We start from the raw sequence: 19,586 nt of genomic DNA, 5'->3' as shown, positions 1-19,586 counted from the left end.
CCCCACACAGTCATCCGAGGAACGATATCCGAACGCGTAGAAGTCATACTCGCAATCGAAAGGACAGACCGAAGAGCATCGAATACCACAGCCTAACGGAATGGAAGGGATGAGGTGCCCAGAGGTTCGTCAAAAATGAGCGCACTACCGGGAACAAGTGTGTCTTTCTGAGCGGTATCTTGGACCGCCCCATGAAGGAATACTGTTAGTCGGAGGGGGCATTCACGTGAACCGCTCGCCGTGTTCTGGTCATTGGTGTTTTCACAGCGATATGACTGATTCCCCTTCACGCGAAGAGAAGGACCCGGATCCGTTCCAACAGATGAGAGACTCGGAGGCCGACGACGGTCCATCGTTCGGGGCCTCCGATGCCTCCGGGGAGCCCGATCCCCTCTCTTCGGCAAAAATGCAGGCGTCGTTCGCCCTGAGCGTCGCGCGATCGTGGGTCGAGGAGCATCAGAAGGCCTCTATGCTCGGAGCGTTTGCCACCGGCGTTGTTCTCGGATCCCTTTTTCGCGACTAGGAAGAAGGTACGGTCGATTTCTGCCGGGCCGATGATACTTTCCGCATGAGGCTTTGTGCAGTGGCACGGCTACCCGTGCCGTTGTGCCAGGCTCCACTCCTGTTCATCTACGTTTCTCCGTTCAAGCACCCATCCACTCATGAGCACCGACGATTCTGCATCTTCCACGTCCCAGGACCCCGATACTCGCAACAATGAGGAAGCGGCTGACGAGACCTCGAAGGATCTCCGAGAGCTCGTTGGCGAATTGCGCGCCGAGATTACCCGTCTCAAAGCCCAGCAGGCGAAAGCCCGCGCGAAGAACTGGATTCAGCGGCACCCGCTTCTCACCATGGCGCTCTCGGTCGGGGTTGGGGCCGCGGCGGGCTACGGCGCTTCAATGGCGACTCGTCCCCGCCCACCCCGCACCCTTTCCGAGCACGCCCGGCAGCGCCTGCGCCGACTGACCGACGATGCCCGACAGGCGGCGTCTCGTCTCCGCCATCAGGTGAGTGATCGTGCGGCCCGCTCCGGTGCTGAGCTGCGTGAACGAGCCCAGAAGACCGGGCAACGCCTGGCAGCGGACGCGCAGGAGGCCAGTCGCAGTGCGCAGCGGGAAGCACAGGACATTGCCAAGAGTGCATCCGAACGACTCCGCGAGGCGACCGGCAAAGCCGCGCAGCGCCTCAAGAAGCAGCGCGCCAAGGCTGGAGAGGGGGCCAAAGAGCTCGGGGAAACGCTGGGCGAGCAGGCCACGGAGGCCGTGGAGGAGTACGCAGATGCCGTGTCTGATACCGTTTCTGGAGCGTCAACAGAGGGTCGCTCGTACACGCGGACGGCTTTGGGGCTGGCTGGCCTTGCCGCGGGAAGCTACTTAGCTGCGAAGCTCCGCCATTGGCTGTAAGGTGAGCTGAAGAGACCCGGCCTGTAGGCTGGAGAGTGCGGCGCAGGGCCTTGGTCGGGAATTCGTACAAGGCCCTGTTATGAGCCGTGCCTGACCCTTAGCTTCTTCGCGTTCGAGTCCACTTTTTAAGAGTCGTCTAGACGTACCTGTGAGCATTCTCGCTGTTGGCACTGTTGCGTTTGATTCTATCGAAACCCCCTTCGGCTCCGCTGAGCGGGTACTGGGGGGAAGTGGCTCCTATATTACCCTCGCTTCCCGGTATTTTACCGACGATGTTCGTCTCGTGGGCGTCGTGGGCAATGATTTTCCCGACGAGTATCGTCAAACCCTATTGGACGGAGGGGTTGATCTCGAAGGCCTTGACGTGAATGAGGACGGGAAAACCTTCTTTTGGCATGGGCGCTATCACTACGACATGAACGAGCGCGACACGCTGGAGACCCAGCTCAACGTGCTTGAGGGATTCGCGCCGGACATTCCAGCCTCGTACAATGACAGTCAAATCGTTTGTCTTGGCAACCTCGATCCGAAGGTGCAGCGCGACGTGCTCCGGCAGGTCGACGATCCGGGCTACGTGATTGCCGACACGATGAACTTTTGGATCGAGAATACGCCCGAGAGCCTGCGCGAGACGCTCAAACTTGTGGACTGCCTCGTCATCAATGACTCAGAGGCCCGAGAGCTGGCCGATGAGCCGAACCTCGTGACGGCAGCGGACGTCATCCGAGACATGGGCCCGGAGACGTTGATCATCAAGAAGGGGGAGCACGGGGCGCTCCTGTTTGCCAACGGGTCCGTGTTTAGTGCACCGGCCTATCCCTTGGAAGACATTCAGGATCCGACGGGGGCTGGAGACGCGTTTGCGGGAGGACTCGCGGGCCATTTGGTGCGGGCAGAGAGCATCGATCATGAAGCCCTCCGCCGCGCGGTCGTCTATGGCAGCGTCATGGCGTCGTTCGTGGTTGAACGGTTCGGGCCGGAGCGCCTGCTTGAGCTGGGCCCGATCGACATCAGTGAGCGGGCGCAGTCGTTCCGAGACCTGGCGGCCATTCCCAGCCTCGTTTCCGTAGAGAAGCAGCCCGCGTAGCCCCCGGTTCGGATTTATTTGCATCGGGGCTTCTCCAATGACTGATATAAACGCCGACGACGTGTCTGAGTCTGATGCCCATCCGTCCTCCGGCCGATCCTCGACCGGCCGGGTCCGCCTGGTGAATGCCGTATTTTACGGTCATCACGGCGTGATGCAGGAAGAACACAAAGTGGGCGGGCGCTACGAGGTGGACGTAGGGGTGGAGTTGGATTTTGAGGAAGCTGCCCTCCACGACGACCTGGATCGGACGGTGAATTACGAGAAGGTCTATGAGTACGTCCGGACGCTCGTGACGGAGAATAACTTTTACCTGATCGAGAAGCTAGCGTACCGAATTGCTCACAAGGTGCTGGAGACGTACCCCTCGGTTGAGGGGGTAGAGGTAACGGTCCGAAAGCCAAATCCGCCGGTGGGGGGACCGTGTGACCGGGCGGAAGCGACATACTACATTGACAATACCGATGAGGCCGAGTAACGACTCACTCGGCACTGGGCAGTCGTTTTTCGGGAGGGGACGAGGCGGCAGGGAGTCTTTTTGCGGGCGGAAGAGACGACGGGGATTCGAGGGACGAAGTCTCGGAAAGGGGGTGCCCCCGAGCCACGAAGGTGGTGAGGAAGTCGTACAGGAGGTGATCGACCTCCGTCGTGTCGGCCAGGTTGCTCATGACTCGTTGCACAGTTGCCTCGTCCGGCAGTGCGTCGCGATAGTGCTTCCGATACACGCGGATGCGCTCACGTTCGCGCTCCGCATCGAGCTCGCTGTGGAACTGGGTGCCGTACACAGGCGCATCGGTCAGACGAAAAGCCTGGTAGGGTTGGTCGTTGCGGGCCAGCTCTGTTGCGCCCGGCGGTAGTTCGATGACGCGATCGTGATGGCCCATGTTGGCTCGAAAGTGCTTTGGGAAGCGGTGGAAAAGCGGATCGTTGGCACCCGCCTCCGTGAGCTCCACCGCGAGGCATCCCAGCTCGGCGTGGTCGGGGTCGTACACCACGGTGCCGCCCAGGGCTCGGGCGATCACTTGGTGACCCCAACACGACCCGAAGAGGGGCAGTTGTCTGTCCACGACGTGACGGACGAAGTCGAGGAGGGGCGCTGTCCACTCGTAATCCTCTGCCGCCGAGTATTTGCCTGCGCCTCCGATCAGAACCGCGTCGACTGCCGACAGGTGTTCTGGGGAAGGGGGCGTCCCACGAACGACGTTTACAATCCGAAATCGATCGAGGGGGACCCGGCACCGCTCGACGAAGCACTGCTGTTCTTGTTCAACCATGCGTGGGGCGCTTCGGGCCTGTATGAGCAGCAATTGCAAGGAGCGCGACCACAGTGGAGAACGCAGGCGGGAGGGGACATCGGAACGGGCGGGGGCGTTCATGGAGACGCACTCGAGTTCTGATAAATCGGACAGTTCATATACTTTGAAATCCCCCAAAAGTTGAGCGGTTATGCATGGGGCTTGCTTAGGAAGATGTTGAGGAGTTCAGGAGGTCCGAGAAATGGATCCGCAACGCCTCGTATAGTTGACGCAGCGGTAGACCGACCACCGTGTAGTAGTCGCCATCGAGGCGCTGGACAAAAAACGGCCCAGTGTGGTCTTGAATTCCGTAGGCGCCGGCCTTATCCATCGGGGACTGCGTGGCGACATAGGACGCAATTTCGTCGTCGGTGAGCCTAGCGAAATGAACCTGGGTTTCCCGGCCCGTCGTGAGTGTGCGGTCTGAAGCGCGGTGGTGGAGGGCAATCCCCGTATACACTGCGTGCACGTCGTCGCTGAGACGCCGAAGCATGTGGCGAGCCTCAGTCGGGGATCCGGGCTTTTCGAGGATGTCGCCTTCATGCACGACGATCGTGTCGGCGGCGAGCACGAGAGCCGAGGGATGTTGCTTGGCGACGGGGGTTGCTTTTCGGTCCGCAAGGGCACGTGCCGTCTCGTATGGGGGGCGAGAAGTCGCCAACTCCTCATCGGCAGGGCTCACCTGCACCTGGAAATTGGCGTTGACCTGTTCGAGAAGGGCCCGGCGACGGGGAGACTGCGACGCCAGAATGAGGGGAGCGGACAAATTCGTAAGTACAGTCACGGTCGAAATCGGTGTGCGTATTTGTGAGAAAACGGTGAGGGATGTAACTGATTGATGATTCGGGTACGGATGTTCTCCGGGCCGTCGACAACAGGCGGAGGTGAGGTTGACACCACCCCCGTGGGCGGCTACCTTTCAGGTTGATGCTGTTCCGCACTTGGTTCCACTTGTATGATCGTCCTGTCGGTTTGCAACCACAAGGGAGGTACGGGAAAAACGACGACCGCCATCCACCTCGCGGCTGCGATGGGGCTGTCGGGGTGGCGTACACTCGTCGTCGATTTGGATCCGCAGGGATTTCTGACCCGCACGATGGGCATCGATGAGCCGGCGCCCGAGGCGTCGGTGGCGGCGCTTTTTAGTCCCGACGTTAAGGTTGGGCGACTTCCGGTGCGGGAGGCCAGCGGGTTTGATCTGCTGCCCTCGTCCAGCACGCTTACGAAGCGGCTGCGAGATCTCAACAAGCCGACCGACGTGCTTTGGGTACGGGAGGCTCTACAGAGGGCAAAGCTAAACTACGATCTCGTTCTGTTCGACACCGCGGCTGCGGTGACGGTATTTAGTCTAAACGCCATCGTTGCGAGTCAGCACGTTCTCATCCCGGTCCTTCCGGAGTACCAGGCGGTCGTTGGAGCGGAGCAAACATTTCAGACGACGACTCTTGTGCGCGACAAGCTCAATCCGCGGCTTCAATCCCGCACGTTTCTGCTCACGCAGGTGGATGCCCGCAAGCGCATCCACCGCACCTATCAGCAGTACCTCCGCGAAAAGTACGGCGAGCGGGTGCTGGACAACGTGATTCGGACCAGTACGGCGCTCGCGGAATCGCGTGACGGCGGAACGACAGTTTTTGATCATGACTCCAGTGCCCGGGGCGCGCGGGACTATGCGAATGCGACCGACGAGATGCTGCGTCGTCTCCGCGCCATGGAATCGCAGGAGGACGTTCGGGCTACTGTGACGGACGAGTCGATTGATGCCGACGATGTGCCGCTGCCGGATGAGGCGCTCGACTCCTGATCACGCGTTTTTTGTCTTTGTTGAGCCCGCGTCATGTCTTCGCTGTCAAAACGTCTAGTGCTTCTCGCGGGACTTCTTGTCGTAACGGGGGCTGCGATATACGGGCTCCAGCATCGATTTGCGGCGTTCCCGTCCGCGAGTATTCTTCTCGACCCGGCCGACGGCCTATACCGGACGGCGCGGACGGCGGTCCCTCCCGCCGATTCGACGACGCTCCGCCTTCCAGCCCTCGATCAGGCCGTCACTGTCGTTCGGGATGAACGGCACGTGCCTCACATTTACGCCGAGAGTGACCGAGATGCCCTCATTGCGCTCGGGTACGTCGTCGCACAAGACCGCCTCTTTCAGCTTGATTTCCTCCCGCGGGTGGCGTCGGGCCGCCTCTCCGAAGCGTTCGGAGAGGCGTCGGTGCGAGCCGATCGATACCTGCGGCGGACGGGCATGGAGTGGGGGGCGCAGAAAAATTTAGAGCGGATCCGGGCGGTGGATGGCATCGAACTCCACGCGCTGCAGTGGTATGGAAGGGGGGTCAATGCCTACCTTGACCAGACGCCTCCGGAGGACCTTCCCCTGGAGTTTCGACTCCTGGGCTACCGTCCCGATCGGTTTTCTCCGATTCAGGGGCTTCGGCTCATTCAGTATATGAGCTACGACCTCACCTACAACACGGACGACCCTGTGTACACGTCCCTGCGTCGGGCGCTGGGCGACGAGGCGTACGAAATGCTCTATCCTGAGCATCCGCCGGGCCTCTTCGAGCCCATGATTCCATCGGAACAGCAGCGCACGGCGTCGGCAGGGCCGGTCCAGGCGGCCGAGAAACCGACGCTTCTGGCGGAGGCAGGGGCGGTGCATCAGTACCGGCAAGAGGGGCAGCAGGCCGTTCGGTCCTTCCTCGGGCCGCGGGAGGTGCCGGGGAAGGGGTCGAACAACTGGGCCGTTCACGAGACCCGCTCAGCGACCGGGGCCCCACTGTTGGCTGGAGACATGCATCTCTCGCTCTCGTTGCCGTCCATCTGGTACGAGGCCCACATCGTGACGCCGTCCATGAACGCGTATGGCCTCACCCTTCCCGGAGCGCCGGTGCTCGTACAGGCCTTTAACCAGCAGGTCGGATGGACGATGACCAATACCGGGGCCGATCAGATCGATCATCTATCCCTTGCGCTGGACTCCACTCGCACGCGCTATCGGTACGAGGGACAGTGGCGCGATCTCCGCCGCGTTGTAGACACAATTCGTGTCAAGGGGGCCCCCGCGGTACTCGATACGATGTATTTTTCTCACCATGGACCGGTGCGCTTTTCGGGCGAGGAGGGGAACGGGACGGCCATTGCGGAGCGCTGGACTGCCCACAAGCCGTCCCGTACCCTTCAAGCCCTCTGGAAGATGAACCGGGCGGACAGTTTCGAGGCCGTGACGGAGGCGCTCCGTAAATGGGACACGCCGATGCAAAACATTCTCTATACGGGGCAGAGCGGCGACATTGCCATTCGGGCCACTGGGCACCTGCCCGTGCGGCGGGCTGGGGAGGGGCGTGGGCTCCTGCCGGGGTCCACCGACACGTACGCATGGACGCACCGCGTCCCCTTCGATTCGCTGCCGGCTGCCCGGAACCCGAGACAGGAATTCCTGACCTCTACCAATCAGAAGCCAACCGGACCCGGATATCCCTATTATCTAGGTCACGATTGGGGCGACGGCTATCGGTCGCTGCGCATCGACTCGCTCCTACGAGGATCCGCGTCTCACTCCGTGGAGGACTTTAAGCACTATCAGGCCGATGTGCGGGTACAACAGCACCGCGTCCTAATGCCGTTTCTTTCTGATGCGAAAGGCCTGTCTCCACGGGCCGATACGCTACGACAGTTGCTTCAACAGTGGAACGGCGAGGCGACCGTCGATCGGCCTGAACCGCTTGTCTTTGACGAGTTGCTGTCGATTCTCCGCGGGCAGATGTGGGATGAGTCGGTTTTTGGGGGAGCACCAAATCCGGCGGATGCTATCCTCGTCCAGCTCCTCCGCACTGCGCCAAACGCTCGGTGGTTCGACGTCCAGGCCACCGACGCAACAGAGGATGCATCGGCCCTATTGGCGCGAGTGATGGAGGCGACTGCCGACACAATGGCTGCGAAATACGGCTGGCCCCCCTCCACCTGGCGGTGGGGAGATCACCATCAGGTGCGGTTCCGGCATTTGACCGGTAGTGAGCTGCTACGTCCGCTTGATCGTGGTCCGTATGAGTATCCGGGGTTTGCCTCTACACTGTCTCCGGCTGGGGGGCGTCCGACGACCCACAGTGCTAGCCAGCGCGTCATTGTCGACTTCTCCACGTCTCCTCCTACGGGATACGGGGTAGTGCCCGGGGGACAAAACGGCCGCCCCCTTGATCCGAACTTCTACGATACGCAGATCCCGGCGTATCTCAACTTTGAGTATTTTCGACTTGAGACGCCAGCCTCCCCGTCGGGGCTGGCCGATGAGAACGTACGGTCGACCCTGCGGCTGGAAGCAGCAGATTCGTAATGGGGCCGTGTGTTGTGTGGTCAGAGGTCTCCACTTGTAGTTCGACGCTTGTCCCCGGACCGCTGAGGACTACAGCGCCTCCAAGCGTTCGATGTCTTCGGCCGTCCAGTCGTAGAAGTGCCGATCGGTGGTCTGGAGCGCCTCTACGCATTCGCGATACGTGCGCTGGGCCTCATCAAGATCAGGGTCATTGGGATGAGCCTCGATCCACGCCCGAAGATCACGAAGAGCGGCTGGTGCATGGGTGTCGATGGCTTCTTCAGAGCGAAGGAGGTCCAGCTTTCGCTCCTCTTGAAAGAGAGTGTACACGAGCGTCCAAAGCGATACACCGAAGAAGGCGAGGATGCTGAAGATCATCATCGCCCAGACGTCAGGGGGAAGTCCAGCCATTGAGGGAGTGTCGACTATTGAGAAGAGTGTGAGTAGTACGACGGGACGCGTGCCAGACGATCGTTCGACGGGGCGGGGCGGATCGGGGAAGCGCCGCCCCATCAACGCCGTCCTCTATTGGGAGTGCGTGTATTCGCGAGGGTCGTCGATCAGATGCATCAGCCCATACCCGATCAAGGGGAAGGTGATGAGAACAATCACTCCTCCGATCATCTGAATCGATCCGAAGTTGGCCCAGGCGTAATTGCCGAGAATGAAGAGCATTACGACCGGGATAACGTACTTAATGATCGGGTTCCAGAGCGGGCCGACGTAGATTCCTGCGTTCCGGTTCACTTCCAGCACCCGCAGCTTTTCCGGAGTGAGGGACCAACCAATGGCGCCGATGATGGAGAGGGTAGCGAGGGGGAGACCAAAGTTGCCAAAGACAAAATCGAGGAAGCCAAACACCGCGCTCGAATACACGCTGGCAAGCCCGATCAGCCAGATGCCCCCACACACCCCAAAAACGGTCTGCTCCCGGCTCCAGTTGGTTTCCTCGTTGAGAGTGGTCACCCCCACCTCCGTAATGAGGATCGCCGACGTGAAGGTAGCGAGGAAGAACCCGATGAAGAAGAGGATGGCCCACAGTGCGCCCCCGGCCATTTGAGGAAAGACCTGTGGCAACGACACGAAGGTGAGTTCGCTTCCCGACGCCGGATCCACGCCATAGGCAAACACGATCGGAAAAATCGCAAAGGCAGCTAGCAGCCCGACGCTGGAGTTGCCAATGACGGTGAAGAGGCCGCCCCCAATCGGAATGTCGTCGTACTTTGGCAGATAGCTGCCAATCGTGAGGGCAATGCCCCATCCCAGGCCCGTAGAGAAGAGCGCTTGGCCGAGGGCGGTCACCCAGGTTTCTCCTCGCGCGAGAGCGCCCCAGTCAATGTCGAAGGTGAAGATGAGTCCTTCGGCTGCTCCCGGGAGCGTAAGGGCACGGATGGTGATGGCGAGGAGGGCAAGGATGAGACCGGGCACGGCATAGACCACCAGGCGCTCAATTCCGCGCCGGATTCCGAAGTAGAGCACGCCTGCGACCATCGCCATCACGGTCGTGTGCATCCCGATGTTTAGAAAGAGGCTGTTCTGGAAGGATTGCCAGAACGCCTCCGGGGAAAATCCGGCCTGGGAGAATGTGAGGAGGAGGGAGTGGACCGCGTAGTAGAGTGTCCATCCTACGACGGGAGCGTAATAGGACATCAACACGACGTTTACCAGTAGGACCACAACGCCCAGTCCGACGAGTCCCCGAGAGTCCACAATCTTTCGAAAAGCGCCAATGACCCCCCGTCCGGTGTAGCGGCCGAGCGCGACTTCTGCGATGAGTCCGGGAATCGCGAGAATAATGAGGAGAGCAAGATAGGCGAGAATGAACGCCCCGCCGCCCTGTTCGCCCGCAATGTAAGGGAAGCGCCAGATATTGCCAGCCCCCACCATGGCTCCGAGCATCGCCATCAAGAATCCGAAGCGCGATCCCCACTGGGCACGAGAAAGTTCAACGTTGGAGTCAGACATCATCGGTAACGGTCACTGCGCGGTCCACTTGAACGCCCCAAAAGTATTGAAGCAGGACCGAAATTTCGAATTGCACCGCAACGGCGAAAAAATGGAACGGTTCGTCCTGTGTCTGGATAGAGAGAGGCGCTTCGAAGTATTGGTTCGCACCGCTTTATTCGAAATGGCCCGCACTTATCTCGTCGGTTTCGTACTTCTCTCTGTTTTGGGGATGGGATGGGGGGAGAGTGTGCGGGCGCAAACGCCGTTGACGCCAGGAGCGTCGCTTCCGGACGTGACAGGGGCACTTCAGCGCCTGAATGGGGCGTCCGTATCACCCCAGCAGTTGACCGGGAGGAACGGAACGGTGTTCATCTTCTGGAGCACGCAGTGTCCCTGGGTGGACCGCTATAAGGACCGAGTCCAGGCCCTGGTGGCCGAGTACGAGGGACAGGGCATTCGATTTGTCCTTGTAAACGCCAACGCGGATGAGACCATAAACGCCATCCGGGCACAGGGGAAAGAATGGGGCGAGACTGTTACGTACGTCCGGGACCCCGAGGCGACGTTTGCGCGGGCACTCGGAGCCACGCGGACGCCTCATGCCTACGTGTTTGGTCCGGCCCGCACCCTCATCTACGTGGGGGCGATTGACGATAGTCCAAGCGCGCCGGGGCGTGTGGAGGAGCCGTACGTGAGGCGAGCCGTGCAGGCGTTGGTGGAGGGGAGGACGGTGGAGCGTGCTCGGCAGAAGGCGTTCGGTTGTGCCCTACGATACCCATAAACGTCACCCTTTTAATTTCTGTTATTGCATAAAGTGTCTTCCTCAATTCAAAAAATTATCAACGCGGCCACGAAGTGGCGAGACGCCTCGCAGTCGGCCCGCCAGCGTGCCATCAACGAGACGGTAGAAGCTCCCAATCGTTGGACCGAGCAGGCCCTCGATCATGCCGTAGACCGGTGGATGGAGAGTCTAACGCTGGAGGCCGTGGACCGATGGATTGGAGATGCTGGTGCGTCTTGGCACGGCACCGTGGGCGTTTTGCACGGCGAGGCAGGACCGTTGTCGGGGTTTCGGGACGCGCTTGTGGTATGGGCGCTCGGACTTGATTACGTGGGGAGGGTTCCCGAGTCGTCCCCAGCGCTCCTTCCGGCCTTTGCGGAGGCTGTGCGGGCAGAGGGAGTAGAGGGATCCATTCGGTTTGATTCCACCGATACAGTGTGCGAGGAGGCAGATCTCCTTATTGCCGAGGAGGGAGAAGAGGGAGAGGGTACGGTTCAGGAGGCCTGTAATCAGCACGACATTCCCGAGTCCCAACGCCTGATTCGATCCCCCGTCTACAGCGTGGGAGTGGTGGACGGGCATGAATCGGAAGACGAGATGGGACGGCTGGCCGAAGATATGCTGCTTTTTGAGGGGGAGGGGCGTCGTCGACTGGCACTGCTTTGGGCACCACGCGATCACTCGCCGGACGCGTATCTGGAGGCCATGGCTCGTTTCCGGGGGCTCTTTCCGGCCCATGAGGATACGCCCGGCACCCTCCAAATGCAGCAAGCGTTCTTAGAGGCCCGAGACCAGCCGCACGCCTACGCCGAAGGATTGGAGTTTTTGGTGAGCCGGGGCGATCCTACGCCTCAGCGAGCCGGACACATCCGATGGACGGAATACGATGATTTCGGAGAGGTGGACGACTGGCTTAGTGATCATTCGGACGAGGTCTACGTTGTGGTGGCCCGGCCCCATCTTCATGATCAGCTGCCGGACGACTGGTCAGTTCGTACGCCGGGCGGTGTGCACGTTCCTCCATTGGATGATGAAGAGGGGCGGGCGATCGTTCAATTTCTCCAAGCCGGAGCGATCACGGACTAGTCCGACGACTGTGAACCGAGAAAGTCCGCTAGGACTGCTTTCACGTCCGGCTGAATTTCGTTCCAGTCGGCCGTTTCCGTTTTGGAAATCGTGACGAACTCCGGGGTCACGAATACGTCAGCGACGCCGTCAATGGCAAAGAGCGGATCCCCCAGTGGGTGCTGGTCGGCCTCATCCGTTGACGTCATCGCGACGACGGCCTCGCTGAACCGACCGTTGCTACTGGAGAACTTGAGGCTGTTTGGGTTTGGGGTGCGTTCGGACTGAATGGAGCTCATGGCAGCGAGGGCGCTGGGACGGGGCTGGAATAAAGGCGAAATCGGACAGCACGTACGGTGGGGACAAACGCGAGTTCAACGATGTGATCATGTGGCACAGTTGGATACCGAATTCACTTGAGTGTGGTGTGCTCTGTGCTATTTTTACCCTCCAATCTTGTTTAGAAAGACGCAGGCTCTGCTCATGGAATCGCTCCAGGACCGCTCGTCCTCCTCCGAAGGGAGCCCGCCCTCAGAGGCCTCCCGGCGTGGGAAAATGGGTCGAATCGCGGGGCATACGCGTGGCTTGGTAGAAGACCTGCGCCAGTGGATCGATTTGAGGATCGACCTCGCAATTTTGGAGATAGAAGAGCAAGTCGATGACCTGCGGAACGAGGTGGCCCTTGGGGTCACGCTGGCCTTTCTTGGGTTCTTTGCGGCTCTCTTTGTGTTTACGACAATTGCATTGGGCCTGGGGTGGTTGTTGGGGCATCCATTCTGGGGATTCTTGATCGTGTCGGTCCTTCTTGTTCTCACCCTCACGGCGTTGTCCAAGGCGCGTCCGGAGTTACTGCCCCCGTCCAATCTTTTCGAGCAGATTCGAGGAGAGACGGACGAGCCTGCGGAAGAGGATCGCCCAAGCCGAGAGGCTCAGGCAACCGTGGAGACGGACGACGCAGCAGCTTCGCCTGACAATCCTTCCTCTTTATCGTAGTTGCTTCCCTCATTCGTTTTGGCGTACCGATGGATTCGAAGCCGAGCAAAGCCGACGTGGAATCGCGTCTGCACCAGACTGCCGAGGCCATGTCCGAACGTCTTGGGTCTCTGCAGGAGGAGGTCTCGTCCACAGGGGCCTCGCTGCAGAAGTGGATCGTACGCAATCCGCTCAAGAGCGTAGGCGGCATGCTGGCGGCCGGGATGGCGGTCGGTGTGCTCTTCGGGGGCAGTCGCCGGTCCCGACGCCGAAAGGAGCACGCAGAGCTTATTGACACCTACCTTGAGGCACTCCGAGACGAGGTGGAGGAACGCGTGGACCAAGGGGAAGAGCCCGGCCCCGCCCTGGACAAGGCCCTTCGCGATCGGGTGCCGCTTGTGGTATACAATCGTCACCGCGAAGAGGGAAGAAGTAGAAGGGGCTGGGGCCGCCGCCTTTTTCAGGAGGGCATCGAGATCATTTTTAGTACAGGCCTCAGCCTGCTGGCTCGGGAGGCCGTCGAGACGTTGCTCGCTAGTCTCGACGTGGAGGACATCATCGAGGAGCAGCTCGTAGATGAGAAGACAGCAGACGGGCCTGCGTTCGGGGGAGCAGAGGCCGGCGAATCGCCCGTCGACACGGACGCATAATCTTGCTTTCCAAGGGGGACTTTCGGGGCGATTTTGTGCTGCGATTGAGCCCCAACGGCGCTTCGAAATCAGTTTTTGTACGCACTCACCAAGCGACACCATCACCGGTTATGCGACTTATTATTTTCGGCCCTCCGGGTGCAGGCAAAGGGACCCAGGCGGGGTTATTGGAACAGCGGCGTGGTCTCGTTCAGATCTCGACAGGCGACATCATCCGCGAGGCAATGAAGAACGAGACGCCCGTGGGAAAAGAAGCAAAGGCCTACGTGGAGAAGGGAGAACTCGTGCCTGATACGGTGGTCCGCAAGCTTGCGGAAAATGCGATTGCCGACGAAGGGTATGATGACTACGTGCTCGACGGCTATCCGCGAACGACGCAACAGGCCGAGTGGCTTACGGAGTTTGGAGAGGAAAACGATACTCCGATCGACGCGGTGCTGAGCCTGGAGGTGCCGGATGCTGTGATTGTCGAGCGCCTGAGCCGCCGTCGCGTCCACGCTGAAACGGGCGAGACCTACCATCTCGATCACGATCCACCGCCCGACAGTGTCGATCCGGATCTCATCGTGCAACGCGACGACGATAAGCCCGAGACGATTCGCAACCGGCTTTCGGTGTACCGAGAGGAGACGCAGCCGCTGGAAGACTACTACGCAGACCGCGACGCTCTGGTAACTGTCGATGGGCAGGGCGACATCGAAGAGGTCTACACGCGCATCGAAACGGCGTTGGACGAGCGGGTCGCTGCGTAGTCAATTTGCTCGTTCCAATTGGTTTGCGAACCTTCTGATTGTCCCGCTGCATGGATTCGTTCTCCTCTACGGTGTCGCCGTCCGATCACGTTGCTACGCTCCGATCTCAGGTCGAAAAGGCCCTGGGATCGGTTGTGGCCAACCGGGAGCCGGCCGTGCTTTACGACCCTGTAGAGTACGTTCTGGAAGGAGGCGGAAAGCGAGTGCGACCTACGCTGCTCCTGCTTGTAGCAGAGGCGTACGGCCGATCGCCTGCTTCGGCCTTGCCGGCGGCCCTTGCAGTGGAGGTCTTTCACAACTTCACGCTCGTTCACGATGACATCATGGACGAGGCGCAGGAGCGTCGTGGACGGCCCACGGTGCATGAGAAGTGGGACGTGGGTACGGCCATCCTTACGGGGGATCTGCTGATGGGGCTTTCGTACGAGCTCTTGGGGGACGTACCGGAGGTGCCGGACGATGCTCTGTATGAGGTGTATCATCCGATGGTGGAGAAGCTCTGTTCGGGGCAGGCGCTTGATGCCTCCTTCGAAGGGCAGGCAGAGGTGTCTGTTGATGCCTACCTCGACATGATCGACGGGAAGACTGCTGCCTTGCTGTCGGCTTGTTTCGAGCTTGGGGCGGTCGTCGGGGGGAGTGCCCCGGAGCACCAGACCCAACTTCGCACCGCTGGACGGCTGGTGGGGCGGGCATTCCAGATTCAGGACGACCTCCTTGACCTCACTGCTGATGGGGAGGAGTGGGGCAAAGCAGTCGGGGGCGATCTCGTCACTGGAAAAAAGACATACCTCACGCTCCGTGCGCTCGAACGAGCGGAGGGATCGGAGTACGACTGGTTTGCTCGTCTCATTCACGATGGAGGACTTCCGCCGGGAGACGTAGAAGAGGCCCGAGCGCGAATGGATCGCCTTGGAGTCTTTGAAGAGGCCCGGGCTGAGGTAACGCGCTATAGTGCGCAGGCGCGGAATCATCTTACCGTTCTTCCCTCCGGGCAGGCCCGGGAGACGCTGGGCTGGTTGATTGATGAGATGGAAGCCCGCAGCCACTAGTGGACCGTTGCGCAACGGTGGGCCGCGGTGTCCGTTGCGTTAGCGTTGATTACTCTTTGCCCTTGGATGATGTCCGCTCTGTATGATTGAACGCGAGGTGACCGTTCGGAATCGGGCTGGGATTCACACCCGGCCCGCATCCATGCTTGTGCGCACGGCCTCGAAATTTGACTCGGAGGTCTTCCTGCGGCGCGACAATTACGAGATTAATGGCAAGAGCGTCATCGGGGTCATGACCCTCGCGGCCGAGCAGGGGGCGTCGCTCACGCTCGTGGTGGAGGGGGAGGATGAAGAGGCGGCGGCCGATGCCATTGCCGAGTTGTTTGAAGACGGGTTTGGAGAAGAGATGTAGTGTTTTCGATAGGACGTCCCCTTGGACGGGTGTGGCCATGAGCGATGATGTTTTGGATTCGGATGGGGCCCCAGCCGCTGAAACGGTAGTGCATGGGATTGGGGGAGCTCCTGGAATCGTAATCGGTGCGGTGCACCGATATCACCTTAACGCTCCTGAAGTGGGGCAGACCCACGTCGATCCGGCGGAGGTAGACACCGAACTCACGCTTCTCGAAGAGGCCCTGGACCGTGCAGAACAAGAGCTGGAGAACGTCCGCTCGATTGCTCAGGATCAGGTGGGACGGGAGGCGACGGCGTTGCTGGAGGCCCAGGCCCTGATGCTACGGGACGAGGAGGTACTGGGAGAAATCCGACGTCGCATAGAAGAAGAGCACCAGTCCGCTGCCCACGCTCTTGCGTCGGAGCTTCGAGAGTACCGACGCCGGTTAGAAGCGAGTGATGATGAGTATCTTCGCGAGCGAGCCGACGATCTTGAAGGACTGGAGACGCGCCTTCTTCAGATTCTACAGCGCAATCGAACGGCGGCCACGATCCGGCCGAATTCGATCGTCGTGACAGACCGGCTCACGGCTGCCGATCTCATTCGCTTCTACCGACACGGAATGCTCGGGTGCGTCACCACGAAGGGGGGGGAGACCTCACACGTTTCGATTATCGCGCGGGCTTTGGAGTTGCCGGCCGTCGTCGGAGCCGAGGGGGCTCTCGATGCTGTGGCGGATCGCGACCGCGTGATTCTCGATGGGCGACGCGGACACCTCATCGTTCGGCCGGGCGAGGAGACTGTACAGATGTACCGTCGTCGCCAGTCGGAGCAACAGACGCTCCTGCAGGCCTGCACGGCGGAGGCTCGTCCTCCCACGACAACCGCCGACGGGCAAACGATCACGCTCCGCGCCAATGTGGAGTTTGGGGAGACGTTGGGAGGGCTCGATCAGTACGGGGCAGAAGGCATCGGTCTCATGCGGACCGAGATGCTATTTTTCGGGGAGGACGGAATGGGGATGAATGAGCAGAGGCAGACCGAGGTGTATCGTCGCGCTGCTGAAGCGACAGGCGATCATGGAGCGACCATTCGTCTTCTCGATTTAGGAGGCGACAAGCTGGTGCCCTTTGCAGACGAAGAGGCCAACCCCTTTCTTGGCTGGCGCGGCATTCGCGTGTTGCTCGACCGGGAAGAGGCGCTGCTACGCCCCCAGATTCGGGCTCTGCTCCGGGCCAATGCCCACGGGTCGCTCCGCGTCCTTCTGCCTATGGTAACTCAGCTGGACGAAGTGAAGCGAGTTCAGGCTCTATTGCAAGAGGAAGGAGAGCGGCTTACAGCGCAAAATGTTGAGCATGACGCAGATCTTCCGGTTGGGGCCATGGTGGAAGTGCCTGCCCTCGCGCTTCAGGCACGGCAATTTGCCCAGGCGGCCGACTTTCTGTCGATCGGTACCAACGACCTCACGCAGTACGTTCTGGCTGTTGATCGAGGTAACGACCGCGTAGCGGATCGTTATGATGCGTTGCATCCCGCCGTTCTTTACCTCCTCCGCCGGACCGTGGATGCGGGACGGAGTACCGATACGCCCGTTGCTCTTTGCGGAGAGGTGGCCGCCGACCTGTATGCCCTCCCTGTTCTGCTGGGGGTCGGACTGCGGTGTATGAGTATGGTCCCGCGATCCATCCCGGCCGTGCGGCGGGGCATCTCTCAAATTTCACTTTCCGCGGCTCAGGATCTGGCGAGTAAGGCTGTAGAGGCTGCGGATGCGCCTACCGTGCGCCGGATGGCGCGCGAGTGGTGCACACGGCACTATGAGGAGGAGTTTCGGTCCGCTATCGAGGGCGAATGAGGGACCGTTCGGGGAGGCGAGGCGTACATATCTTCCTCAGTATTCTCTGAACTGACAGTGATTTGTTCTCCTCCATGTCTGACGACAATTCTCTCCTCGACCGGCTCAATGAGGACCTCAAGGCGGCCATGCGCAACAAAGACAAGGTGCGCCTGCGTACTCTTCGCTCCCTCCGGGCTGCCCTTAAGAACAAAGAAATCGACCAGCGCCAGGACGGGGCAGAAACGCTCCTGGGCGAACAAGACCAACTGGCCGTTCTCCGAAAGCAGGTCAACCAGCGGAAGGACTCGATTGAGCAGTATGAGGAGGCCGGACGGGACGACCTGGTGACGAAAGAGCAGGAGGAACTGGCCGTGCTGGAGGAGTACATGCCCGATCAGCTTTCGGACGAGGCGTTGGAAGAGAAGTTACAGTCCATCATCGACGATGTGGGAGCGGAGTCCATGGCCGACATGGGCGCTGTCATGGGACGAGCGATGGATGCGCTCCGTGGCAAAGTGGATGGCGGGCGGGTCCAGCGTATGGTGAAGCAGCTTCTCGGATAGGCTGGGGCAATCTCTTCGAGGCGCACGCCGTTTGGCAATTGATACACCTCATCACTTAGGCAATGAGAAGGAATGCAGCGTCGTCCTGGGAATGCACCCTTCGCCGAGCCTCGAGCATGGAGTCCCGTTGGTGAGACAGCATCGTCTGGCTATCCAGTCACACACCCAAGCGTGGCCCCTCACATGGAACTTGCCGGTCTGGACTGGTTCATTTTGATCGTGCTCGCGGGGGGACTCGTTCGTGGCTTTATGGTGGGAGCCGTGCGCCAGATCGCAAGTCTGCTCGGCCTCGTCCTGGCCTTTTTCTTATCCGTGCAACTCATGCATCCGGTCGGCACGCTCATCGTGTCTAGCCTGGGCCTATCGGCCTCGGTTGCACCCATCGCCGGGTTCATCGCAATCTTCGTTGGGGTCCAGCTGGTCTTTTGGGCAGTGTCGCGGCTTTTAGAACAGATCCTAGAGACGTTGTCGCTGAACCTGGTGAATCGGGCGGCTGGGGGAGCACTCGGGGGATTCAAGGCTGCCCTGTTGCTGAGCGTCCTCTTTCTGGTGCTGTCGGGTCTGGAGATGCCGAGCAAGAAAACCCGAAAAGAATCGGTCCTGTATTCACCGGTCGCGAGTGCTTTGCCCGAGACGTTGGAAGCCACCTCTCCCTATCTGCCGGCAGCGAAGCGTGCATCCGAGACGTTTGGTCACCAGATCAAGCCCAGGTTGCAACCGTCGGTGCAGGAGGCCCGTGGCGGAACGGACGATCGTTAGCACTTTTTCGCTCTTAGAGACTGTTTTGATTTTGGCCGGATTGAAAATCGGAGAGGTGTTTCGCCGATCTGGAGGACCGTTAATCGTTCGGAAGCCCCCAACACAGACGGATCTCGACGATCTGCGGTCGTTACGCTCAGCCTGAAATGTGATCATGTGAAATCAAAACAGTCTCTTAAACGAAAGGAATCGGGTTTGAGGGTTGAATCAAAATGACGTGAATGGTTACACTAGTCAACTAAGAGTGTCTTCGTCCGTCCACGGCTCACTGCCCCCCATACTTCATCATGCCCGTTGTTGGTAGCACGATCTCGATTGATCTCCATCTCACCGAAGACGCCGACCTGGACTCCGTGCGAGGTGCGACGCGCGACAATGAGCGTGTGCATCCCACAGTGGCTCAGCGCGTTCGACAGGTGGTGCAGGCACAGGCCGAGGACGCGCTGAACGGGGCCGACCTTGACTCGTACACGCTCTCGGTGGACGTGGAGGTGGAGCAGGATCGGGTTCCCGGGGCGCCCCGGGAGCGCATCTCGGTTGCTATGGACGTAGAGGGTGACGACGCGGTGGTTGCGGCGGTCGACGATGCCATTACACCGCCCGACCGGGCCCGTCTTGCCGACGCGCTGGAGGAGGAAATGAATGACTACCTGCAGGAGTACGACTTGGCCTCGGCCGTCGATGTGATTGTTAGCGTTACGCCAATTCAGTTTCGATAAATAGTAGTACTCGAACGGGCCGACTCTGAATCGTTGACTTGGATGGATTTGCATCCGGCAGGGA

22 protein-coding genes are annotated in these 19,586 nt (G+C 60.2%); 17 read left to right on the top strand and 5 right to left on the bottom strand.

Going from position 1 to position 19,586, the window contains the following annotated elements; genetic code table 11:
• Positions 1–271 precede the first annotated feature (271 nt).
• The 4 genes from BSZ35_RS01925 to folB all read left to right on the top strand — a co-directional run bounded on the left by BSZ35_RS01925 (position 272) and on the right by folB (position 2,971).
• A complete protein-coding gene (locus tag BSZ35_RS01925) occupies positions 272–523 on the top strand; it encodes a hypothetical protein (RefSeq protein ID WP_105010874.1) in 252 nt (83 codons plus the stop codon).
• Positions 524–662: 139 nt separating this feature from the next.
• The gene (locus tag BSZ35_RS01920) at positions 663–1,406 is read left to right on the top strand and encodes a YtxH domain-containing protein (protein WP_105010873.1); all 744 of its coding nucleotides are present in this window, start codon (positions 663–665) and stop codon (positions 1,404–1,406) included.
• Positions 1,407–1,554: 148 nt separating this feature from the next.
• Entirely contained in the window at positions 1,555–2,493 is a 939-nt protein-coding gene (locus BSZ35_RS01915; RefSeq protein ID WP_105010872.1) for a PfkB family carbohydrate kinase, read from the top strand.
• Positions 2,494–2,530: 37 nt separating this feature from the next.
• Positions 2,531–2,971: a dihydroneopterin aldolase gene (gene folB, locus BSZ35_RS01910; protein WP_105010871.1), complete on the top strand. Its 441-nt coding sequence runs from the start codon at positions 2,531–2,533 to the stop codon at positions 2,969–2,971.
• Positions 2,972–2,975: 4 nt separating this feature from the next.
• Here folB and BSZ35_RS01905 read toward each other — a convergent pair whose 3' ends face one another.
• Both BSZ35_RS01905 and BSZ35_RS01900 read right to left on the bottom strand, forming a co-directional pair.
• A complete protein-coding gene (locus BSZ35_RS01905; RefSeq protein ID WP_258096030.1) occupies positions 2,976–3,767 on the bottom strand; it encodes a type 1 glutamine amidotransferase in 792 nt (263 codons plus the stop codon).
• A gap of 187 nt (positions 3,768–3,954) precedes the next feature.
• Positions 3,955–4,572, bottom strand: coding sequence for a Maf family protein (locus BSZ35_RS01900; RefSeq protein WP_258096029.1), 618 nt, complete (start codon positions 4,570–4,572; stop codon positions 3,955–3,957).
• Positions 4,573–4,743: 171 nt separating this feature from the next.
• Here BSZ35_RS01900 and BSZ35_RS01895 point away from each other — a divergent pair, with 171 nt between their 5' ends.
• Both BSZ35_RS01895 and BSZ35_RS01890 read left to right on the top strand, forming a co-directional pair.
• Positions 4,744–5,592 (top strand): ParA family protein, encoded by an 849-nt coding sequence (locus tag BSZ35_RS01895; protein ID WP_105010868.1) that lies wholly within the window; start codon positions 4,744–4,746, stop codon positions 5,590–5,592.
• Positions 5,593–5,625: 33 nt separating this feature from the next.
• Positions 5,626–8,118, top strand: a complete 2,493-nt coding sequence (locus BSZ35_RS01890) for a penicillin acylase family protein (protein WP_105010867.1) — start codon at positions 5,626–5,628, stop codon at positions 8,116–8,118.
• A 69-nt stretch (positions 8,119–8,187) separates the two neighbouring features.
• Here BSZ35_RS01890 and BSZ35_RS01885 read toward each other — a convergent pair whose 3' ends face one another.
• Together BSZ35_RS01885 and BSZ35_RS01880 are read right to left on the bottom strand one after the other, a co-directional pair.
• Positions 8,188–8,508 (bottom strand): hypothetical protein, encoded by a 321-nt coding sequence (locus BSZ35_RS01885; protein ID WP_105010866.1) that lies wholly within the window; start codon positions 8,506–8,508, stop codon positions 8,188–8,190.
• A gap of 114 nt (positions 8,509–8,622) precedes the next feature.
• Positions 8,623–10,062, bottom strand: a complete 1,440-nt coding sequence (locus BSZ35_RS01880; RefSeq protein WP_105013680.1) for a sodium-dependent transporter — start codon at positions 10,060–10,062, stop codon at positions 8,623–8,625.
• 163 nt (positions 10,063–10,225) lie between these two features.
• Between BSZ35_RS01880 and BSZ35_RS01875 the strand changes: the two genes are divergently transcribed.
• Both BSZ35_RS01875 and BSZ35_RS01870 read left to right on the top strand, forming a co-directional pair.
• A complete protein-coding gene (locus BSZ35_RS01875; RefSeq protein ID WP_181149137.1) occupies positions 10,226–10,825 on the top strand; it encodes a redoxin family protein in 600 nt (199 codons plus the stop codon).
• 33 nt (positions 10,826–10,858) lie between these two features.
• A complete protein-coding gene (locus BSZ35_RS01870; RefSeq protein WP_105010865.1) occupies positions 10,859–11,911 on the top strand; it encodes a hypothetical protein in 1,053 nt (350 codons plus the stop codon).
• On the opposite strand, the gene BSZ35_RS01865 is transcribed toward BSZ35_RS01870, so the two are convergent.
• A complete protein-coding gene (locus BSZ35_RS01865) occupies positions 11,908–12,189 on the bottom strand; it encodes a NifU N-terminal domain-containing protein (protein ID WP_105010864.1) in 282 nt (93 codons plus the stop codon). The genes BSZ35_RS01870 and BSZ35_RS01865 overlap by 4 nt on opposite strands.
• A 184-nt stretch (positions 12,190–12,373) precedes the next feature.
• On the opposite strand from BSZ35_RS01865, the gene BSZ35_RS01860 reads away from it, so the two are divergent.
• The 9 genes from BSZ35_RS01860 to BSZ35_RS01820 all read left to right on the top strand — a co-directional run bounded on the left by BSZ35_RS01860 (position 12,374) and on the right by BSZ35_RS01820 (position 19,522).
• The gene (locus BSZ35_RS01860) at positions 12,374–12,883 is read left to right on the top strand and encodes a phage holin family protein (RefSeq protein ID WP_258096028.1); all 510 of its coding nucleotides are present in this window, start codon (positions 12,374–12,376) and stop codon (positions 12,881–12,883) included.
• A 29-nt stretch (positions 12,884–12,912) separates the two neighbouring features.
• Positions 12,913–13,512 carry a hypothetical protein gene (locus BSZ35_RS01855; protein ID WP_181149136.1) on the top strand — a complete coding sequence of 200 codons (600 nt, stop codon included), beginning with the start codon at positions 12,913–12,915 and terminating at the stop codon, positions 13,510–13,512.
• Positions 13,513–13,622: 110 nt separating this feature from the next.
• Entirely contained in the window at positions 13,623–14,264 is a 642-nt protein-coding gene (locus BSZ35_RS01850) for an adenylate kinase (RefSeq protein WP_105010863.1), read from the top strand.
• A gap of 50 nt (positions 14,265–14,314) precedes the next feature.
• Positions 14,315–15,313 carry a polyprenyl synthetase family protein gene (locus BSZ35_RS01845; protein WP_105010862.1) on the top strand — a complete coding sequence of 333 codons (999 nt, stop codon included), beginning with the start codon at positions 14,315–14,317 and terminating at the stop codon, positions 15,311–15,313.
• Between the two features lie 82 nt (positions 15,314–15,395).
• Entirely contained in the window at positions 15,396–15,665 is a 270-nt protein-coding gene (locus tag BSZ35_RS01840) for an HPr family phosphocarrier protein (RefSeq protein WP_105010861.1), read from the top strand.
• Positions 15,666–15,702: 37 nt separating this feature from the next.
• On the top strand, positions 15,703–17,499 hold the full coding sequence (gene ptsP, locus BSZ35_RS01835) for a phosphoenolpyruvate--protein phosphotransferase (protein ID WP_181149135.1): 1,797 nt from the start codon (positions 15,703–15,705) through the stop codon (positions 17,497–17,499).
• Between the two features lie 74 nt (positions 17,500–17,573).
• A complete protein-coding gene (locus BSZ35_RS01830) occupies positions 17,574–18,044 on the top strand; it encodes a GatB/YqeY domain-containing protein (protein WP_105010859.1) in 471 nt (156 codons plus the stop codon).
• Between the two features lie 183 nt (positions 18,045–18,227).
• Entirely contained in the window at positions 18,228–18,803 is a 576-nt protein-coding gene (locus BSZ35_RS01825) for a CvpA family protein (protein WP_105010858.1), read from the top strand.
• A gap of 287 nt (positions 18,804–19,090) precedes the next feature.
• Positions 19,091–19,522, top strand: a complete 432-nt coding sequence (locus BSZ35_RS01820) for a hypothetical protein (protein WP_105010857.1) — start codon at positions 19,091–19,093, stop codon at positions 19,520–19,522.
• Positions 19,523–19,586: the final 64 nt, after the last annotated feature.

The sequence above is a fragment of the Salinibacter sp. 10B genome (assembly GCF_002954405.1).
Lineage (GTDB): Bacteria > Bacteroidota > Rhodothermia > Rhodothermales > Salinibacteraceae > Salinibacter.
This window is presented reverse-complemented; position numbering and strand designations above follow the sequence as displayed.